This window comes from Kribbella sp. CWNU-51, assembly GCF_054073265.1.
Genome location: NZ_JBSXMZ010000004.1, coordinates 725,341 through 742,974, shown reverse-complemented (window position 1 = coordinate 742,974; position 17,634 = coordinate 725,341). Strand labels below are relative to the sequence as shown.

Genomic DNA, 17,634 nt, shown 5'->3' with positions numbered 1-17,634 from the left:
CCGAGCCGCTGCCGACTCCGACAGATGCCGAGCAAGCGGGCGCACTCTTGCGACCGCTGTCGTTGGCATTCGTGGGTGGGGATGTCGATGATCGATGCAGGGACGACGCTGCTGCGAGCGTCGTCCGTCACGCGACCAGATCGCCGTACGACGATCATGAGGAAGGCCGCCCAGATGTCGAGAAGTGATGCGATTGTGGGGCCCGCGAGTCCGCGGGTCCGGGTTCGGCGCCGTCCCGCCCGAGCCTCCTACGACCTCGACAGGGTCCACGAGATCCTGGACGAGTCTCTCATGTGTCACGTCGGCATCGTCGTCGAGGACCAGCCGTATGTGTTGCCCACGCTTCATGTGAGGGTTGGTGATTCGCTGCTCATCCACGGCTCACGCCGGAACCGGATGTTCAACCTCATCGCCGACGGCGCGCCGGTCTGTGTGGAGGCCACAGTTCTCGACGGCCTTGCGATGGGGCGCTCCGTCCTGCAGAACTCGGTGAACTACCGGTCGGTCGTAGTCCTGGGTACAGGTACGGCGGTGGAGGATCCCGACGCCAAGCTGGAGCGAATGCTGGCGCTCGTCGAGAAGTGCATCCCGGGCCGGCTGCCCGACTTGCGACCCCTGACGGATGCCGAGCTGGCCAGTGTCCTGCTGGTGTCCATCCCCCTCGACGAATGCTCCGTCAAGGTGCGCACCGGCGACGGCGACGACGCTGTGGCGGATCGAGGCCTGCCGGTCTGGGCGGGCGAGCTCCCGCTGCGCGTCGTACCTGGTCAGGCGGTCCCGGACGAGCACGTGCCGGCCGGAACGGCCGTCCCCGAGTACCTGCGGTCGTGGGGGCTGGGCAGAACGGGCGTGTGACACACAGCCACGGTTGATGGCGGGGGAGTCCGATGCGACGCCGGCCCGCGGAGGATATCGTCAGCGGTATGACGTCAGAGCTCCAACGGTTGGTTGATGCTCTCGGCCACAAGATTCAGCGCAACGTGACGGTCGACGATGCCCGGATGCGCCAGCTGGCCTTCTCTTCCCACGAGTACGGTCCGGTCGACCGGCTCCGCCGGCAGTCGATCTTCCAGCAACGCGATGTCCGCCCCGAGGTCCTGGCCTGGACGCAGGCGGCCGGGGCACGGACCGCGGTGGAACCGTTCCGGCCCCCGCTCGATCCTCAGATCGGTTGCACCGAGCAACGGCTGGTGGTCCCCATCCGGCGACAGGGCGCACTGATCGGGTATGTCTGGATCGTCGAGGGCGCGACCGGGCTCACCGATACCGAGCTCGAGACGGTTCTGAAGACGATCGACCCGTTGGCCGTCGCCTTGTATCGGGACCAGCTGGCAGAGGAGTTCAGCAGAAGCAAGGCCCGCGAACTGGCGCAGGAGCTGATGGTGGCCGGTGACCCGGCCGCCCGTCAGCACGCCGCCGGCGAGCTCGTGGACGCCGGCTACTTCGTGGCGTCCGAGCCGGTGTGCGTCGTACTGGTCACGCTCGATGCCGACGGTCGTGGACTGTCGGACAGTGAGCGAGACGTGCTGGGTGGTTGGCTCGACCGCACGGGGCGCCGACTGAGCGATCGTCGGCACGTCTGCCTGGTTCGGCGCGAGCATGGGCTCCTGCTGCTGTCGGACAAGGATCCGATGTTCGGCGGCAAGGAGAAGGTCTCGCTGGCGCGCGATCTGGTGTCGAGCATCCTGGCGGATCTGCCCGACAGAGATCCGTACGCCGGAATCGGCAGCCTGGCCGGCGATCTGGCCGATGCGCACAGGTCGTACGAGACAGCACAACGAGCCGTGCGGGTGGCGCGCAGCATGGGCGGCCCGGATCGCGTGGTGTCCCACGAGGAGCTCGGCGTCTATGGACTGCTCACCAGGATCCCGGACCGTGAACTCGACGAGACGTGCCTGCCGCCCGGCCTGCTCCGGTTGATGCGATCAGGTCCGAAAGGGGCCCAACTGGTCGACACCCTCGAGGCGTTCCTGGAGAACGCGGGAGACGTACAAACAACGGCGGAGCAACTGTTCGTGCATCGCACCACGCTGTACTACAGACTCCAACGCATCGAAGAACTGACCGGCGCGCGGCTCTCCGACGGGGAAGACCGCCTCATGTACCACCTGGGCCTGAAGATCGCGCGGCTGATCGGTGTCAGACATCCCCGTGGCGATGATCCAGAGGCTTGACTACACCATCTCGACAACGCCGCTGAGCACGATGTTCAGCCCGTCGGTCGTGCTGTCGGCTCCCTCCGCGATCGAATGCGCTTCGAAGGAATAGCCGAAGAGACTTTCGTGCACCAGGTGCGATCCCGGCCTGACGTCGTCGTCTTCGACGGCGAGGACGTAGCGAACGCAGGTCCCCGTTCCACAAGGACCACGGTTGAGCACCGAGTCACCCCAGATGACGGCGCTGCGGGTCGACGATCCGGCCACCGGCTCGGTGATGAGCAGCATGTCCGGCGCTTGCAGCTCGCTCGACGTACTGGCGTGCCGACGGAGCCAGCGCAGTAGGTCGCTCCCGGTCACCGTGAGCTCGTCGAGCGAAGATTGCTCGAACCGGATGCCGAGGTCGTCGGCGCTGACGGCTGCGAAGCGGTTGCCTCCGGCTGTGACTGACCTGATCCGAAGGAACTCGTCCTCGTATTCGACCTGCTGAACCACCGATGCGGGCACCACTGCCGGCATCTGGATCGCGATCCGCCCGGACCCGAGATTGCTTCCCACGATCTGACCGCCCGACGTCTCGAACGTGACCGAGGGGTACACGTCCGGATTGGTGCACGCGTACGTCGCGAACAGCGTCGCCTCGCCGCATCCACCGAGCGGCCCTGCCGCGGCGACGAATCGCAGCCCGTAGTCGGCGCAGCTCGTCGATGGCGCGACCACCACCGCGACAATCGCTGACGGGTCACTTCCTCGCGTCTCGAAGTAGTCGACGCGGATCAGCTCCAGCCACCGTGCGAGCTCGGCGGCTTCATTGTGCTCCGGCGGGGTCAGGTCGTAGCAGGCGACGGGCTGTCCCTCACTGGTGCCCTCGGCAACGAATTTGGCACTGGTCAACTCGGTCACGCCCCGAGTCTGGGCCGGTGCCTCCGGACCCGCGACCTACAGAACGAGGAGAGCGGGTCGCCGGCTTACGACGAATGGAGAATGCCTCGTCGCGGGCGGACGAATAGCGTGGTCAGCTGGGCAACCGCCGGCTCTCGTGCTCGGCGGCGATTCGAGATGGAGACGTCGGGATGCTGGTACTGACCGCCGCGGACGTACGCAGGGCGTTTCCCCTGCGCGACGCCGTCGAGTTGATGCGCTCGACGATGGTTGCGCATGGCATGGGAGAGGTGTTTCAGCCGGCTCGGGTGGTGCTTCAGCCGCCGGCCCTCGATGGGTCCGTGTGGCTCAAGCCCGCATCGGTTCAGGGGGATGCGGGCGGTCTCGGGGTCAAGGTGCTCACCATCTTTCCTGGGAACCAGCACCGTGGCCTGGAGGTGATTCAGGCGTTCGTTGCTCTCCTCGATCCCGCGACGGGCGTGCTGCTCGCGCTTCTCGAGGGCGGCGTCGTGACCGAGCTCCGGACGGCCGCCACCTCGGCAGCCGCAACCGATCTGCTGGCCACCCCGGACGCAGGCGATCTCGCCATCATCGGCGCGGGAGTCCAGGCGCGGAGCCATCTGCTGGCGATGGCCGAGGTCCGCGAACTCCGACGGATTCGCCTGTGGAACCGTACCGAGGAACGGGCGCTCGAGTTCGTCCGGTGGGCTGAATCTCACGACTTCGATGTCGAGGTGTGCCGCACCGTGCAGGCTGCTGTGGACGGAGCGGACCTGATCTGCTCCGTGACATCGTCCACGGACCCCTTGATCGACGGAGACTGGATCTCACCGGGGACCCACCTGAACGCGGTCGGCGCCTTTCACCGGGACGGTCGCGAACTCTGCTCCAACCTGGTTCGTGATGCGGCTGTGTTCGCCGTAGACAGCCGCGAAGGCGCCTTCGCCAATGCCGGCGACATGCTGATCCCGCTCGCCGAAGGCGCACTGGCCGAGTCGTTCGACCCTCCCGAGCTCGGCGAGTTGCTCGTCGGTGCCCGGGCCGGGCGGACAGCCAAGGACCAGATCACCGTGTTCGAGTCGCTGGGACTCGCGATCCAAGACGTCGCGGCGGCGGCATCGATCGTCGCGCGTGCGCAGCGTGAGGGCGTCGGCATCGTCATCGACTTCTCGTGAGAAGCAGACGACCGTGACCAAAGAGGTGACCGTGGTCGGCGGCGGGGCCATCGGCCTCGCCACTGCCTACTACCTCGCGCAGGCGGGCGCGGCGGTCCGGGTGATCGAGGCCCGTCGAACCGGGAGCGGGGCTTCGTGGGGCAACAGCGGCTGGATCGCGCCCTCGTTCGCTGGACCGATACCCGCGAAGGGTCTGGTCAGCTACACGATGAAGTCGCTCCTGGACCCTGCATCGCCGATCTACTTCGCCCTGCGAGCGGACCGCGACTTCGTCCACTGGTCCTGGAAGTTCTGGCGGCACTGCAACGACGGAGCCTTCCAGCGCGGAATGCATGCGACGGCCAAGCTGGGCGAACGCACCCATGCCCTGTACTGCGAGCTCACCGCTCGCGGAATCGACTTCGGAATCCAGCGGGCGGGGATCCTGATGGTCGCCCTGAACGCCGCGTCTCTCGAGGGTGACCTCGACCGGCTGAGGGTCTTGTCCGCCTACGGGTACCCGTTGCCCGACGCAATCCTGACCGGAGACGAGCTTCACGAGGCTGAACCGTTCCTCTCCGACGATGTCGCCGCCGGGTTCGTCATCGAGGGCGAGGCGCACGTCGACCCGGCGCGGATAGCCGGCGGATTCGCGGACGGCCTCGTCCGGGTCGGGGGAGAGATCCTCGAGGGCACCGAGGTCATCGGGATCGACCACCGCAATGGGCGAGTGACCGCGTTGCGCTCTTCGTCGGGAAGACTTGAAGTCGACGACCTGGTGCTCGCTGCCGGGGCCTGGACCGAACCGCTGGCGCGGATGCTCGGCGTCAAGCTCTTGATGCAAGCCGGCAAGGGCTACAGCTTCTCTGTGCGTCCCCGGACTCAGCCGCTGCGGCCCATCCATTTCGGTGAGTCCAAGGTGGTCGTCACGCCGTTCTCCGACGGCAAGGTGCGCGTTTCCGGAACGATGGAACTGAGCGGCATCAATCTGAACCTGGACCGGCGCCGCCTCCGCGCCATCCAGGTCGGGGCGCGCAAGTACATGGCGGAGTGGCCCGACGGCACCGTCGACGACGAGTGGGTCGGAATGCGGCCGCTCGCCGCCGACGGCCTGCCGATCCTGGGACGCCTGCCGGGTTTCGAGAACGTCTACCTGGCCACCGGGCACTCGATGTCGGGCATCACCTTGGCCCCGGCGACTGGCTTCTTCCTGTCCGAACTCATCATGACTGGCCAGGCGGCCGACCTGCTGAAGCCTTTCGCACCCGGACGCATCACGCGTCGCTGAGATCGTGGGGTGCTTGTTGAGAAAACTTGATGCCTCTGCGTTGAGATCTTAAGAAGATCATGATGAATCTCAACCACGCTCCGTAGGGACCACCAGTGAGCTGACGCCGTGTCAGTGCGGTGACTGCTCGGCGTCAGGGCGGCTGACGATCGTGGTCGCCAGGAAGACCGAACAACTCTCGAAAGGGCGGTAATAGCAGCATGAACACACCGAACGTGCACGGGCACGTTGAGGACGGCTGGGGGAAGGTCGCGGACGCGTTTCGCGCCAACTTCGAGGGAAACCCCGGCGAGGCGGGCGCGTCGTGCTGCGTCTACGCGGGGGGTCGCCCGGTCGTCGACCTGTGGGGCGGCTTCGCCGACAGCGCGTCCAAGCGGCCGTGGAACGAGGACACCATCGCCCAGGTCGCCTCCACGACGAAGGGTGCCACCGCGATCTGCGCACACCTGCTGGCGCAGCGCGGTGAGCTGGACCTGGACGCCCCGGTGGTCAAGTACTGGCCGGAGTTCGGGGCAGCGGGCAAAGACCAGATCCCAGTGCGCTGGCTGCTGTCGCACCAGGTCGGTCTGCCGGTCATCGACGGACCGTTGACGCTCGAGGAGGCGTACGCCTGGGATCCGGTGATCCGGGCGCTCGAGGCACAGAAGCCGCTGTGGCAGCCGGGCACGGAGCACGTCTACCACGCGATGACCTTCGGCTACCTGGTCGGTGAGGTCGTGCGCCGGATCTCGGGCAAGTCGCTCGGCACGTTCTTCGCCGACGAGGTGGCCGGTCCGCTCGGTCTGCACGCCTGGATCGGGTTGCCCGAGGAGCAGGAAGAGAAGGTGGCCACGATCGAGTACGCCGCTCCGTTCACGCTGGAGGAGATGACCGAAGGGATCATCGAGACCACCGGACTGGACGCGGACACGGTCAACGCCTGGATGACCTCGGTGTGGGGCGAGGGCTCGGTCCAGGCCGCCGCCGGCACTCTCGGCGGCGCGTTCGACCCGACCTCCGACTACTTCACCAAACGTGCCTGGCGGGCGGCCGAGGTTCCGGCCGCGAACATGGTCGCCGACGCGCGGTCGGTGGCCCGGATGTACGCCGCCACGGTGAGCGACGTCGACGGCATCCGGCTGCTGGAGCCGGCCACGGTCGAGCGGGCGATCGAGGTCCAGACCGACAAGACGCGGATGTACGGGCTCCCGCCGGGCCTGGACATCCCGGCCGACCGCTCCTTCTACATGTCGCTCGGGTTCTGGCGGTCCTGCCCGCCGCAGCCGATGCTCGGACCGAAGTCGTTCGGCCACCCGGGCTCCGGCGGATCGATCGGCTTCGCGGACCCCGACGCCGGGGTCGGCTTCGGCTACGTGATGAACCTCTGGTCGTTCCGCATCGGCGAACCGCGCGCGTCGAGCCTGGCCGCCGCAGTCCAGGCCTGCCTCGGCTGAACCGCCGTACGGCGTACCGCGACGGGGCTCCGGCGGTGTCCGGAGCCCTGTCCGGGCTGTGAGGTGTGGCGACGGTGTGCGATGCTGTGCCGACTATGAGTGAGGTGGCACGGCGGTACGTCGCGCGGCCGGTGGCGCCGCGGACTGCGGAGTCATTGGCTGGGAGCGTCTTGCTGCAGCTGAATGCGGTGACCGACGCGCTGGTGCGAACCATCTATGAGCAGAACCCTGCCTATCGTGAGGTGAACTCGGTTCCGCCGGATGACCTGTGGCAGTCATGTCATGACAACGTCGCCCGGGTTGTGCAGATGGTCGCCGACACGGACTGTTGCCCGAGCCGGTCCGCGACCGACGACTACTTCGACGCGGCGCGGGAGACGGGACGGCGCCGGGCCGAGCAGCGGATGCCGCTGGATGACGTGCTCCGCTCGTTCCGGCTCGGCGGGCGGCTGGTCTGGGAGGCGCTGATCGACGAGGCCCGCGCGCAGGGCGTGGTCGACTCCGATGCGCTGCTGGATGTCGCGAGCAAGGTCTGGGAGGTTGTCGACAACACGTCCTCGCAGGTCGCGGCCGCCTATCACACCGCGGAACGCCAGCTCGTCCGCGCCGACGAGCGACGCAGATCGACGCTCTGGGAAGGCTTGCTGCACGGCCGAGGGAAGGACCGGGCTTTCATCCAGGAAGCGGCAACGGTCCTCGACGTCCCCGTGGCCGGCCCGTACGCGGTGGTGGCGATCGACAACCTCGTCGACGACGACTGCACGACCGCTTCGCTCAAACGGCGGCTGGCCGGCGTCCGGGTCGGCTCGGCGTGGCAGGTACGGGCCCACACGGTCGTCGGATTGCTTGCCCTGGGCACGGAAGTTCCGGACACAGTACTCCGGTCGCTGCGCGCCGCCGTACGCGCGCCTGCCGGCGTGTCTGGCGTGGTATCCGGGCTTGCCAACGTGGGCGTCGCGTACCGTCAGGCGATGCTGGCCCGGCGAACTCTACCGGTTGGCCAGGTCGGGGTTGCGTCGCTGACCGAGCGGCTACCAGAAGCCTTGCTGCTCAGTGCCCCGGAGCTGGCCGAACAACTCGTCCAAACGTGGCTGGTGCCGCTCATGGAGGTGCCGCCGGCCGAGCGGGAACTACTGCTCGACACCCTCGAGAGGTGGGTGGCGGCAGGCGGTTCGGTCCGCGGCACAGCAGAGTTGGCGCATTGCCACCGCAACACGGTGATCAACCGGCTCCACCGGATCCACCAGATCACCGGACGCGACCTGACCGACGCCGCCTACCACCTGGACCTCGGCCTCGCGCTCCGTGCCATCAGGCTGTTTCCGCCGCAGAGCAGCTGATCCCTCCGCTGTGCGTTGTGCACAGTCAGGCTGGGCCAAACGTAGGCGTTGTGGCCATGCCGCGACGGCTTCCGCGCTGTCAGACTGCGTTCCCAGCATTGGTCGAACACGGAGGAATCTTCATGGCCGAACACCGTCGGTCGCCGGACGAGTCAACAGAGCAGCGCGGCCGGCTGGGCCGCCGTCGGGTCCTCGGGTACCTCCTCGCCGCGCCGACCCTGGCGGTCGGGGTGAGCTGGATCGCCGACTCGGCCGACCCGCGGCCGGCGGATGCCGCGGTTCCCTCACTGCCGCAGCCCGAGGACATCTTCGACCTCGGCGATCTGCAGAACCTCGCGGCCGCGCCCACGTCCGGCCTGATCTCGGTTGAACTGAAGACCGACGGCACCGCGTTCTTCGCCGTACCCCGGGCAGAGGTCGGCCAGGGCGTGACCACGTCGATCGCGATGATGGTCGCCGAGGAGCTGGACCTGCCGATGGACAAGATCACCATCGGGCTCGCCGACGCCCGGCCGGAGTTGCTGATGAATCAGCTGACCGGCGGTTCGAACTCGATGCGCAGTATGTACATCCCGGTCCGCACGGCCGCTGCGATCGCTCGGCAACGCCTGGTGGAAACGGCCGCCGCGCAGTGGAGTGTGGCCGCAGGCAAGCTGACCACTCGCGATGGTGTGGTGAGTGGGCCGAGCGGACGGACGGCGACGTACGGATCGTTGGCCAAGGCCGCGGCCAGTTCCCGGACGATCACGGTGTCCGCCGAGCTCAAACCCCAGTCCGAGTTCACCATCCTCGGGCGCCCGCACAACCGCGTCGACGCTCTCGACATCGTCACCGGCCGCAAGCAGTTCGGAATGGATCTGCAGGTCCCGAACGCCAAGCCGACGATGGTGGCCCGGCCACCGACGATCAACGGCACGGTGAAGTCGGTCAACAATCTCGCCGCCGTCCGCGCGATGCCCGGCATCACCGACGTGGTCGCCATCACCCACGGCGTGGCGATCCGGGGCGAGACGTTCGGTCAGTGCATCGACGCCATCCAGGTGGTCGATGCGACCTGGGGCCCGGGGACGGTGGACGACGAGTCCGATGCCACTGTGCTGGCGAAGCTGCGCGCGGCTCAGCTGCCGATGGCCGTGCCGCCGCTGCTGTCGAGCACGATCGACGCCGAGTTCGTCTTCGCCTTCGCCAGCAACAGCCCGCTCGAACCGGACTGCGCGATTGCCGACGTCCGCTCGGACAGCGCGGAGATCTGGGCCAGCCTCAAGGTGCCGATCGTCGCCCAGGAGGACATCGCCAAACGGCTCGGCCTGCCGATCGACGCGGTGAAGGTGCACGTGATCCAGGGCGGTGGCTCGTTCGGCCGGCACCTCTTCCACGATGTGGCCGCCGAGGCGGCGGAGATCTCCCAGAAGATGGGCAAGCCGGTCAGATTGTCCTGGTCGCGCACGGACAACTTCCGCCAGGGACGCGTCCACCCGATGTGTACGTCGCGCGTGCGGGTGAACTACCTGGCCGGCAACGTGCTCAGCTACGAGCAGCGGCACACCAGTGTGCAGACCGAGTTCGGTCACGGCCTCGGCGAGATGATCACCTCGACCGCCGCGCATCTGCCGGTCGGCGGGAACCTCTCCTTCGCCGAGACGATCTTCGCGCTCAGCCAGTCCTCGCAGTACAACTTCGGTGTCACCACGCAGTTGCTGAACGAGATCCCGTTGAAGTTCAACACCGGCAGCATGCGCAACATCTACTCGCCGAACGTGGTGTGTGCCGAGGAACTCGTGGTCGACCGGCTCGCGGCGAAGCTGGGCCAGGACCCGGTCCGGCTCCGGCGCAACTTCCTGAAGGACCAGCGATTGCTGGCGGTGCTGAACAAGGCTGCCGAGGTTGGCGACTGGGGCAAGACGATGCCGAAAGGCATGGCGCAGGGTGTCGGGCTGCACGCGGAGTACCGCGGCGCGGTCGCGACCCTGGTCGAGATCGACTGCCGGCCGGAGACGGTGAACAGGCCGATTCCGGACGGCGTGAGCGGCCCGCGAGTGACGAAGGCGCTGATCGTGGTCGATCCAGGTTTCTGCATCAACCCCCGCGGGCTGGAAGCCCAGATGATCGGTGGCCTGCAGGACGCCATCGCGCTGGCGCTGACGTCGAGCCTGCACATCAAGAACGGCATGCCTCTCGAGGGCAGTTGGGACAACTACTTCTACACCCGGCAGTGGAACACGCCGCAGGACGTCCAGGTGATCATCATGCCCAACACCAGTGACAATCCCAGCGGCGCCGGCGAGCTGGCGGTGGCGCCGGCCTTCGCCGCGATCGCGTGTGCCTACGCCCGCGCCACCGGGACCATGCCGACGTACTTCCCGATCAACCACGGCACGCTCGGCTTCGAGCCGCTGCCGCTGGAGCCGTCCACCCCGCAGTCACCGACCGACGGTCTCGACCACACCTTCTGAGGAAGTCATGGCAACGCACACTTTCAAGCTCAACGGCCAGCAGATCAGCGTCGAGGCCGAAGGCAACGTTCGACTCCTGTGGGTTCTGCGCGACCTGCTCGGCGTCACCGGCCCGAAGTACGGATGCGCGCTGGAGGTCTGCAAGTCCTGCACCTCGCACATCAACGGCAAGGCGTTCAACCCGTGCTCCGTGCAGGTCAAGGACATCGAGCCGGCCGACGAGATCACGACCATCGAGGGCCTGCCGGCGACCGTCGGCAAGGACCTGCACCCGATGCAGCAGGCCTGGCTCGACCATGACGTGGCCCAGTGCGGCTACTGCCAGCCCGGCCAGATCATGGCGGCCGTGGCCAAGGTCAAGCAGGCCCACGCGGAGGGCCACGAGATCACCGACGCGGACCTGGACGAGCTGCGCAACATCTGCCGGTGTGGCACTTACTCCCGGATCCGTGAGGCCGTCAAGGCCGGCGCCGAGAACATGTGAGGCGACGTGCGTGACCTGCTCCCGCACCTGCGGCAGTGGTACGCCGATGGCGCGCCGTTCGCAGTGGCCACCGTGATCGACACGTTCCGCTCGGCGCCTCGCCAACCGGGCGCGGCGATGGCGGTGTCTGGCGACGGCGTTGTGGTAGGCAGCGTGTCCGGCGGCTGTGTTGAAGGCGACGTGTACGAGGTGGCTCGTGAGGTCATCAAGACCGGCCTCCCGACTGTGCGGCGGTACGGCGTCTCCGACGATGACGTATTCGCTGTGGGCCTGACCTGTGGGGGAGTGATCGAGGTCTTGGTGCAGCCGGTCGACCTGGCCGCGTTCGCCGAGTTCGATGCGGTTGCCGACGCGGTCGGCTCAGGTCGGCCGGTCGCTGTCGCGACCGTGGTCACGCCCGGAGAGCGCCTGGGGCAGCGATTGATCGTCTGGCCGGACGGAGTGACTGGCAGTCTCGGTGACTCGGGCCTGGACGCCGCCGTTGTCGAGGACGCCGTGGCCATGCTCGATCAGGGGGCCACCGCGATCCGGTACTACGGCGCGCAGGGGGAGTGTCAGCGTGCCGAGATCGCAGTGTTCGTCCAGGCCTTCACGCCCCCGCCGCGGATGTTCGTGTTCGGCGCGATCGATTTCGCTGCCGCGGTGGCTCGGGTCGGCAAGTTTCTCGGCTACCACGTGACGGTGTGTGACGCGCGCGGGGTGTTCGCCACTCGGCAGCGCTTCCCCGAGGCGGACGAGGTGGTGGTGTGCTGGCCCCACCGTTTCCTCGCGGAGGCGCTCGAACAGGGCCTCGTGGATCGGCGCAGCGTGTTGTGCGTGCTGACCCACGACCCGAAGTTCGACGTGCCGTTGCTGGAAGTGGCGTTGCGCACCGAAGCCGGCTACATCGGCGCGATGGGATCGCGCCGTACTCACGAGGATCGGCTGTCCCGGTTGCGAGCGGTGGGTGTGACCGACGCAGAGCTCGCCCGGCTGTCGTCACCCACCGGTTTGGATCTGGGCGCCCGGACCCCTGAGGAGACCGCGATCTCCATCGCGGCGGAGATCATCGCAGCCCGATCGTCGGCCAGCGGACAGCGCCTGTCGACGACCACGGGGCGGATCCACGGCGAACCCGCGGGACGGGCCGCAGGCGTGGCCTAGACGATCACGAGTACGCCGCTGTGGGAGCCGGGAGGCTGGTCAGGAAGTCGAGCAGCAGGCTGTTCACCTGGCCGGGTGCATCGAGTTGTGCCCAGTGGCCGATGCCGTTGATCCGCTCGTACCGCCAGGGGGCGTCGATGAAAGCTGCGGTGCCGGTCAGCGCCTTTTCGGTGATGGCAAGATCTGCGCTGCTCCAGATCCCCATGGTCGGTGCCTGGATGCGCGGGAGCTCGGTCGACGGCCGGATCAGCGATTCCGGCGGCAGGATCGCCCGGTACACGGCGAGACTCGCGGTGAGGGCCTCGGGGTCGCGGAGGTGTGCGATGACGGAGTCGATGTCCGGGTGCCGGCTCCAGTTGCGCAGGTTGGCGAAGTCGTTGGCCGCGAGCCAGCGTTCGGCGATGCCCGGGAACTGGAACAGCAGCATGTACCAGGACTTCTCGCGTTGTTCCCAGCCTGCGGCGGCGAACGCGGCCGGGTGGCCGACCGACAGGCAGGTCAGGCTGGCGACCCGTTCGGGCGACACTGCCGCGAGTACGGCGCCGATCGCACCACCCCAGTCGTGGCCGACGACGTGGGCCGGGCCTGTCCCGAGGACGTCGAGGAGACCGATCAGGTCGCTGACCATCGGCATCATTCCGTAGCTCGCGACGGTGCCGGGTTTGTCGGACTGACCGAAGCCGCGGAGGTCGGGCGCGATGGTTCGATAGCCGGCCTCGCCAAGGGCGGTGATCTGGTGACGCCAGACCTCGTGGCAGTCGGGCCAGCCGTGGAGCAGGAGGACGGGCTCGCCGTCGCCGACGTCCGCTACCTCGAGGATTGTTCCGTTGATGTCCAAGCGCATGGCGAGCTCCTTGCCGGGTTCAGTTGGGTGCGGTGGCGTCAGCGTGGGGCGGCGATCGTGGCGAGGAGTTGTGCGCGGTTGGGGCCAGGGGTTGGGTATTGAGGGGCGTTGGCGCCGAGCGTGAGGACCTTGGCGACCATGCCGGGTGCTGCCAGGGCCTCCGGGGGAGTGCAGAGCATCGACGCGACGGACCCGTAGGCACGCAGTACGTCGGGATCTTGTGGTGCGGCCGCGTACAGCGCTTTGGTCATCGCCCAGCTCGCGTCGGATGTCTGATAGGTCTCGCCGGCCACGTCGGCCGCGATCTCGTTCAGGCGGTGCCGATCGAAGGCGAGGGTCATCCGGTACAGCGGGGTGACTGTGCTCTCGGTGACCTCGTCGAACCGGCGTACCAGCTTCTCCGGCTGGTCCGGGCCGACGTCGCGGAGCAGGTCGCGGAGTGCGCAGGCGTGCAGCATCCCGATCGACGCGCCGCGCCCGAGCGACGGGTTGGTGCACGCCCACGCGTCGCCGATCGCGACGAGCCCGGTGACCACCGGTTCGCCGTCGACGACGTACCGGTGGTAGCGGTCCTCGATGCCGGCGATCACCTGGACGTCGGTGATCGGGTCGGCCTCGCCCCACTGTGCGGCGGTCGGGTAGAGCTTCAGCGCGGCCTGCCAGGCGGCGGCGTCGCGCAACCCGCGCAACTGCTTGTCCCGGGCGGACGTGGTGAACCCGACGCCCCAGGTGCCGTTGTCCGCGGGGAGGGTCAGGACGGACAGGCTGTCGAAGTGCTGGAGTAGTGGGCCCAGGACCGCGGGACGGGACCCGTCCGTCGAGCGGAAGTGGCGGGCGTAGTACACGAATCCTGAATCTTCGCGCCCCTCGTGGGGGCGGCGGCCGCCGGCGGACTCGATCATCGCGCCGACCGGCGACCGCCGGCCGGTGGCATCGACGACGAGATCGGCACGCAGTACTGCGCCGCCGTCGATCATGACACCGGTCACGTGTGGTGCCGCTGCGATGATGGCCGGCCCGGTGAGCAATCCGGTGACCTTGATACCGCGGCGGATCGAGACACCGTGGGTCCGCTCCGCGACGGTTGCGGCTGCTGCCTCCAGGACCGGGCGTCGGGCGGTCACCGTCTCGAACCGCTCGTCGCCGTCGCGCCGGCCGCCGGTCATGGCGGCGGGCAGTTGGTCGAACACGTTCACGCGGGAGCCGCCGAAGGCGATCAACTGCTCCAGCACGGCCGGCAGTTCGCGCTGCATCAGCGTTCGCCAGCGCGGCAGCATGTAGTGCAACTGGCGGAACTGGTTGACGCCGGGTCGTTGCCACTCGAGCCAGACGTTCTCGGCATCGTCGCCGGGCGGGGCCTCGTCGCGTTCCAGGATCGTGACGCTGTGGCCGTCGCGGGCCAGGAGCATCGCGGTGACCAGGCCGTTCAGGCCGGCGCCCAGTGCGAGGATTTCCGCCATGTCGCACCTCCGGAGCTGTCTCAGTGCGGGCAGCGTGCGGCATCGACCTGCTCACCTTCCAGACCAATCACTGTCCAATCGCTGTCCGAACGCCGTACGAGCTGTCCGTCCGTCTTGACCGCCGGCCAGGCGAGGGGCAGGTTGGACTGAGGGTGCTCGGAGTGCCGGAGGGGGTAGCGCATGACGAGCCGTGGCAAGTCGACGCCGGCGGCACAGCTCGGTGCGATCACGGTTGCCGATCGGCTTCGGCAGGCGCGCCGCCGCCGGTTCGTGGGGCGGACCGGTGAACTCGAGTTGTTCCGGACTGCGTTCAAACCGGGCGAGTCCGGCTTCACCGTGTTGTTCGTCCACGGTCCGGGAGGGATCGGGAAGACGACCTTGCTGAGCGCTCTCGCTGAAGCCGCCGAGGAGGCGAATGCCACGGCAGTGCGGCTGGACGCCCGGACGATCGAGCCTTCGCCGCCCGCGTTCTACGCTGCACTCGGCGCGGCTCTCGGCGTACCGGACCGAGGAGCACCCCTGGAGAGCCTCGCCGCGCGCCCGCGCCCGATTCTCTTCATCGACACCTACGAGCAGTTGATGCCGCTGGACAACTGGCTGCGGGAGGAGTTCCTGCCGGCGCTCCCCGCGGACGCGCTGGTCGTGGCGGCCGGGCGGACGCCGCCGTCGCCGCAGTGGGCCAGCGATCCCGGCTGGGGTGAGCTGTTGCGAGTGGTTGCCCTGCGCAACCTGCAACCCGACGACGCGCGCGCCTACCTGCACGCCGCGGGTGTGTCCGAGGACTTGCATGGACGGGTACTCGAGATGACGCACGGTCATCCGCTCGCACTGTCCCTGCTGGTCGACGTCGTCGAGCAGCATCGAGGTGCCCTCGCGCCGGGCCTGTCCCTGCAGGAAACGCCGGACGTCGTTCGGGTGCTGCTCGAGCACTTCGTCGAATGGGTCCCCAGCCCACGGCACCGGGAAGCGTTGGAGGCCTGCGCGCACGCCCGGTTCACCACGGAAGATCTGCTGCGCACCGCGCTCGGCGGCGACGACGCCCATGAGCTGTTCGGCTGGCTGCGTGGTCTGTCGTTCGTTGAGGAGGACCAGTACGGCGTGTTCCCGCATGATGTGGCGCGGGATGTCCTCGACGCGGACCTGCGCTGGCGGGACCGTGCGTCGTACGTCGACCTGCACCGGCGGGTACGGCGGCACCTGGTGGAACAGGCACGTCGTACGACGGGACTGGAACAGCACCGCTGGTCCGCCGACATCATCTTCCTGCACCGCAACAACCCGCTGATGCGGAGCTTCTGGGACTGGGAGACGTTCGGCCAGGCGTTCCCGGACGAGCTCCGCGACGAGGACCGCGCTCCGATCCTCGCGATGACCAGGCGGCACCAGGGAAGCGAGCAGGCCGAGCTTGTGGCGCACTGGATGGAGCATCCTGCGGCGAAGTTCGTCGCCTTCCGCGCCGGTGCCGGCGACCCGATCGGCTACGCCGGGGAGATCAAACTGGAGCTGGCCGGCGAGTCCGACCTCGCCGCCGACCCCGCCGCCGCGGCGATCTGGGAGTACGCACAGCGACACGGCCCGCCGCGGCCGGGCGAGACCGTGTACGCGGCCAGGTTCTTCATGGATCGCGAGGCCTACCAGAAGCCGTCGGCGTCGTACAACGTGATCACCGCACGGCACGTCCAGCACGTGCTCACCAGTCCGGGACTGTCCTGGGACTTCATCGCGTGTTTCGAGGAGGCAGCATTCTGGGAGCCCTTCTTCGCCTACATCGATTACCACCGGGCCCACGAGGCGGAGTACGACGTCGGCGACCATCACTACGCCGTGTTCGCCCACGACTTCCGGCGGCTGGGGCCGTTGGACTGGCTGGAGCTGATGGCCGATCGGGAGATCGGCGCCCCTGCCGGACCGCCGACCGGCGCCGACCCGGAACTGGTGCTCTCGCAGCCCGAATTCGCCCTGGCGGTCCGTGCCGCCCTGCGGTCGCTGCACCGGCCGGATCGGCTCGCCGGCAATCCGCTCCTGCGCTCCAGGCTGGTCCGCGACCACGGAGACTCATCCGCCGACACGCTTCGTGCCCTCGTCCAGGAGGCCGCTGAGTCACTCCGGGCCGACCAGCGTGACGACAGACCCTTCCGGGCTGTCGACCGCACCTTCCTCCGGCCCGCCGCCACCCAGGAACGCGCCGCGGAGGTGCTCGGCCTGCCGTTCACCACCTACCGTCGCCAGCTCGCCCGGGGCGTCGACCGCATCATCGACTGGCTGTGGGCCCGAGAAGTCCATGGCCCATAGGGCGCATCGCCCGGAGCTCGGCGAGGTGCCCTGGAAGTTGCTATGGGCAAATACCGGACTCAGACGCGGAGGGTGGGGCGGTAGGTGAGCTCTTGGGTGTGGCCGTCGAGGGTCCGGCTCTCGAGCAGTTCGAGGTCGAAGTCGGCGGCGCCCTGGAAGATCGGCTCCACCCCGGTTTGCCCGGTGATCACCGGGAAGATCGTCACCTGGATGCGGTCGACCAGGCCGGCGGCCATCAGCGCACGATTCAGGGACAGGCTGCCGTGTGAGCGCAGCGGCACGTCGGACTCGTCCTTGAGCCGGGTGACGACGTCGACGGCGTCGCCGCTCAAGACGGTTGCGTCCGGCCAGTCGAGGGGTCCTTCGAGGGTCGTCGACACCACCGTTGCCGGCAGGTTCCTCATCCGGGTGACCCAGGGGTCGCGGACCTCGGACTCCGCGGTGCTCGACGCCAGCATCTGCGCGAAGGCCCGATACGTGGTGGCTCCGAAGATCATCCGCTGCTCCGCGCCGTACACGGCAAGGCGATGCTCGAGCAACTCGGGGCCTTGCTTGCCCCAGTAGCCGCCCCAGTCGCCGCCGTCGTACGAGCCGAAGCCGTCGAGGCTGGAGAAGATGTCGAAGGTGTAGGTCGCGGTCATGATGTCCTCCTCGCGTACGGCGGCGCCCTCGCGGCGGCCGCTCACCCCTGCTACGAAGACAGCG

Annotated in this window: 14 protein-coding genes; 10 read left to right on the top strand and 4 right to left on the bottom strand. The window is 68.2% G+C overall.

The features are described from left to right. Positions 1-87 precede the first annotated feature (87 nt). Both ACXC9Q_RS05600 and ACXC9Q_RS05595 read left to right on the top strand, forming a co-directional pair. Complete coding sequence (locus ACXC9Q_RS05600) at positions 88-855, top strand: pyridoxamine 5'-phosphate oxidase family protein (protein WP_457055390.1); 768 nt, start codon at positions 88-90, stop codon at positions 853-855. A gap of 68 nt (positions 856-923) precedes the next feature. Beyond that, positions 924-2,174: a PucR family transcriptional regulator gene (locus ACXC9Q_RS05595; protein WP_457055389.1), complete on the top strand. Its 1,251-nt coding sequence runs from the start codon at positions 924-926 to the stop codon at positions 2,172-2,174. Here ACXC9Q_RS05595 and ACXC9Q_RS05590 read toward each other — a convergent pair whose 3' ends face one another. Then, on the bottom strand, positions 2,175-3,059 hold the full coding sequence (locus ACXC9Q_RS05590; protein ID WP_457055388.1) for a proline racemase family protein: 885 nt from the start codon (positions 3,057-3,059) through the stop codon (positions 2,175-2,177). Positions 3,060-3,229: 170 nt separating this feature from the next. Here ACXC9Q_RS05590 and ACXC9Q_RS05585 point away from each other — a divergent pair, with 170 nt between their 5' ends. From ACXC9Q_RS05585 to ACXC9Q_RS05555, 7 genes are all read left to right on the top strand, one after another. Next, positions 3,230-4,213, top strand: coding sequence for an ornithine cyclodeaminase family protein (locus ACXC9Q_RS05585; protein ID WP_457055387.1), 984 nt, complete (start codon positions 3,230-3,232; stop codon positions 4,211-4,213). Positions 4,214-4,226: 13 nt separating this feature from the next. Then, positions 4,227-5,480 carry an NAD(P)/FAD-dependent oxidoreductase gene (locus ACXC9Q_RS05580; RefSeq protein WP_457055386.1) on the top strand — a complete coding sequence of 418 codons (1,254 nt, stop codon included), beginning with the start codon at positions 4,227-4,229 and terminating at the stop codon, positions 5,478-5,480. A gap of 200 nt (positions 5,481-5,680) precedes the next feature. Continuing rightward, complete coding sequence (locus ACXC9Q_RS05575) at positions 5,681-6,913, top strand: serine hydrolase domain-containing protein (RefSeq protein WP_457055385.1); 1,233 nt, start codon at positions 5,681-5,683, stop codon at positions 6,911-6,913. A gap of 95 nt (positions 6,914-7,008) precedes the next feature. Then, positions 7,009-8,253 (top strand): PucR family transcriptional regulator, encoded by a 1,245-nt coding sequence (locus ACXC9Q_RS05570; protein WP_457055384.1) that lies wholly within the window; start codon positions 7,009-7,011, stop codon positions 8,251-8,253. Positions 8,254-8,375: 122 nt separating this feature from the next. Beyond that, positions 8,376-10,706: a molybdopterin cofactor-binding domain-containing protein gene (locus ACXC9Q_RS05565; RefSeq protein ID WP_457055383.1), complete on the top strand. Its 2,331-nt coding sequence runs from the start codon at positions 8,376-8,378 to the stop codon at positions 10,704-10,706. A 7-nt stretch (positions 10,707-10,713) separates the two neighbouring features. Then, entirely contained in the window at positions 10,714-11,190 is a 477-nt protein-coding gene (locus ACXC9Q_RS05560; RefSeq protein WP_457055382.1) for a (2Fe-2S)-binding protein, read from the top strand. A 6-nt stretch (positions 11,191-11,196) separates the two neighbouring features. After that, positions 11,197-12,333 (top strand): XdhC family protein, encoded by a 1,137-nt coding sequence (locus ACXC9Q_RS05555; protein ID WP_457055381.1) that lies wholly within the window; start codon positions 11,197-11,199, stop codon positions 12,331-12,333. Positions 12,334-12,337: 4 nt separating this feature from the next. On the opposite strand, the gene ACXC9Q_RS05550 is transcribed toward ACXC9Q_RS05555, so the two are convergent. Then, positions 12,338-13,177 (bottom strand): alpha/beta fold hydrolase, encoded by an 840-nt coding sequence (locus tag ACXC9Q_RS05550; protein ID WP_457055380.1) that lies wholly within the window; start codon positions 13,175-13,177, stop codon positions 12,338-12,340. A gap of 38 nt (positions 13,178-13,215) precedes the next feature. After that, positions 13,216-14,637, bottom strand: a complete 1,422-nt coding sequence (locus tag ACXC9Q_RS05545; protein WP_457055379.1) for an FAD-dependent oxidoreductase — start codon at positions 14,635-14,637, stop codon at positions 13,216-13,218. Positions 14,638-14,817: 180 nt separating this feature from the next. Between ACXC9Q_RS05545 and ACXC9Q_RS05540 the strand changes: the two genes are divergently transcribed. Beyond that, positions 14,818-16,929 (top strand): ATP-binding protein, encoded by a 2,112-nt coding sequence (locus ACXC9Q_RS05540; protein ID WP_457055378.1) that lies wholly within the window; start codon positions 14,818-14,820, stop codon positions 16,927-16,929. 59 nt (positions 16,930-16,988) lie between these two features. Here ACXC9Q_RS05540 and ACXC9Q_RS05535 read toward each other — a convergent pair whose 3' ends face one another. Next, positions 16,989-17,570 carry a dihydrofolate reductase family protein gene (locus ACXC9Q_RS05535; protein WP_457055377.1) on the bottom strand — a complete coding sequence of 194 codons (582 nt, stop codon included), beginning with the start codon at positions 17,568-17,570 and terminating at the stop codon, positions 16,989-16,991. Positions 17,571-17,634: the final 64 nt, after the last annotated feature.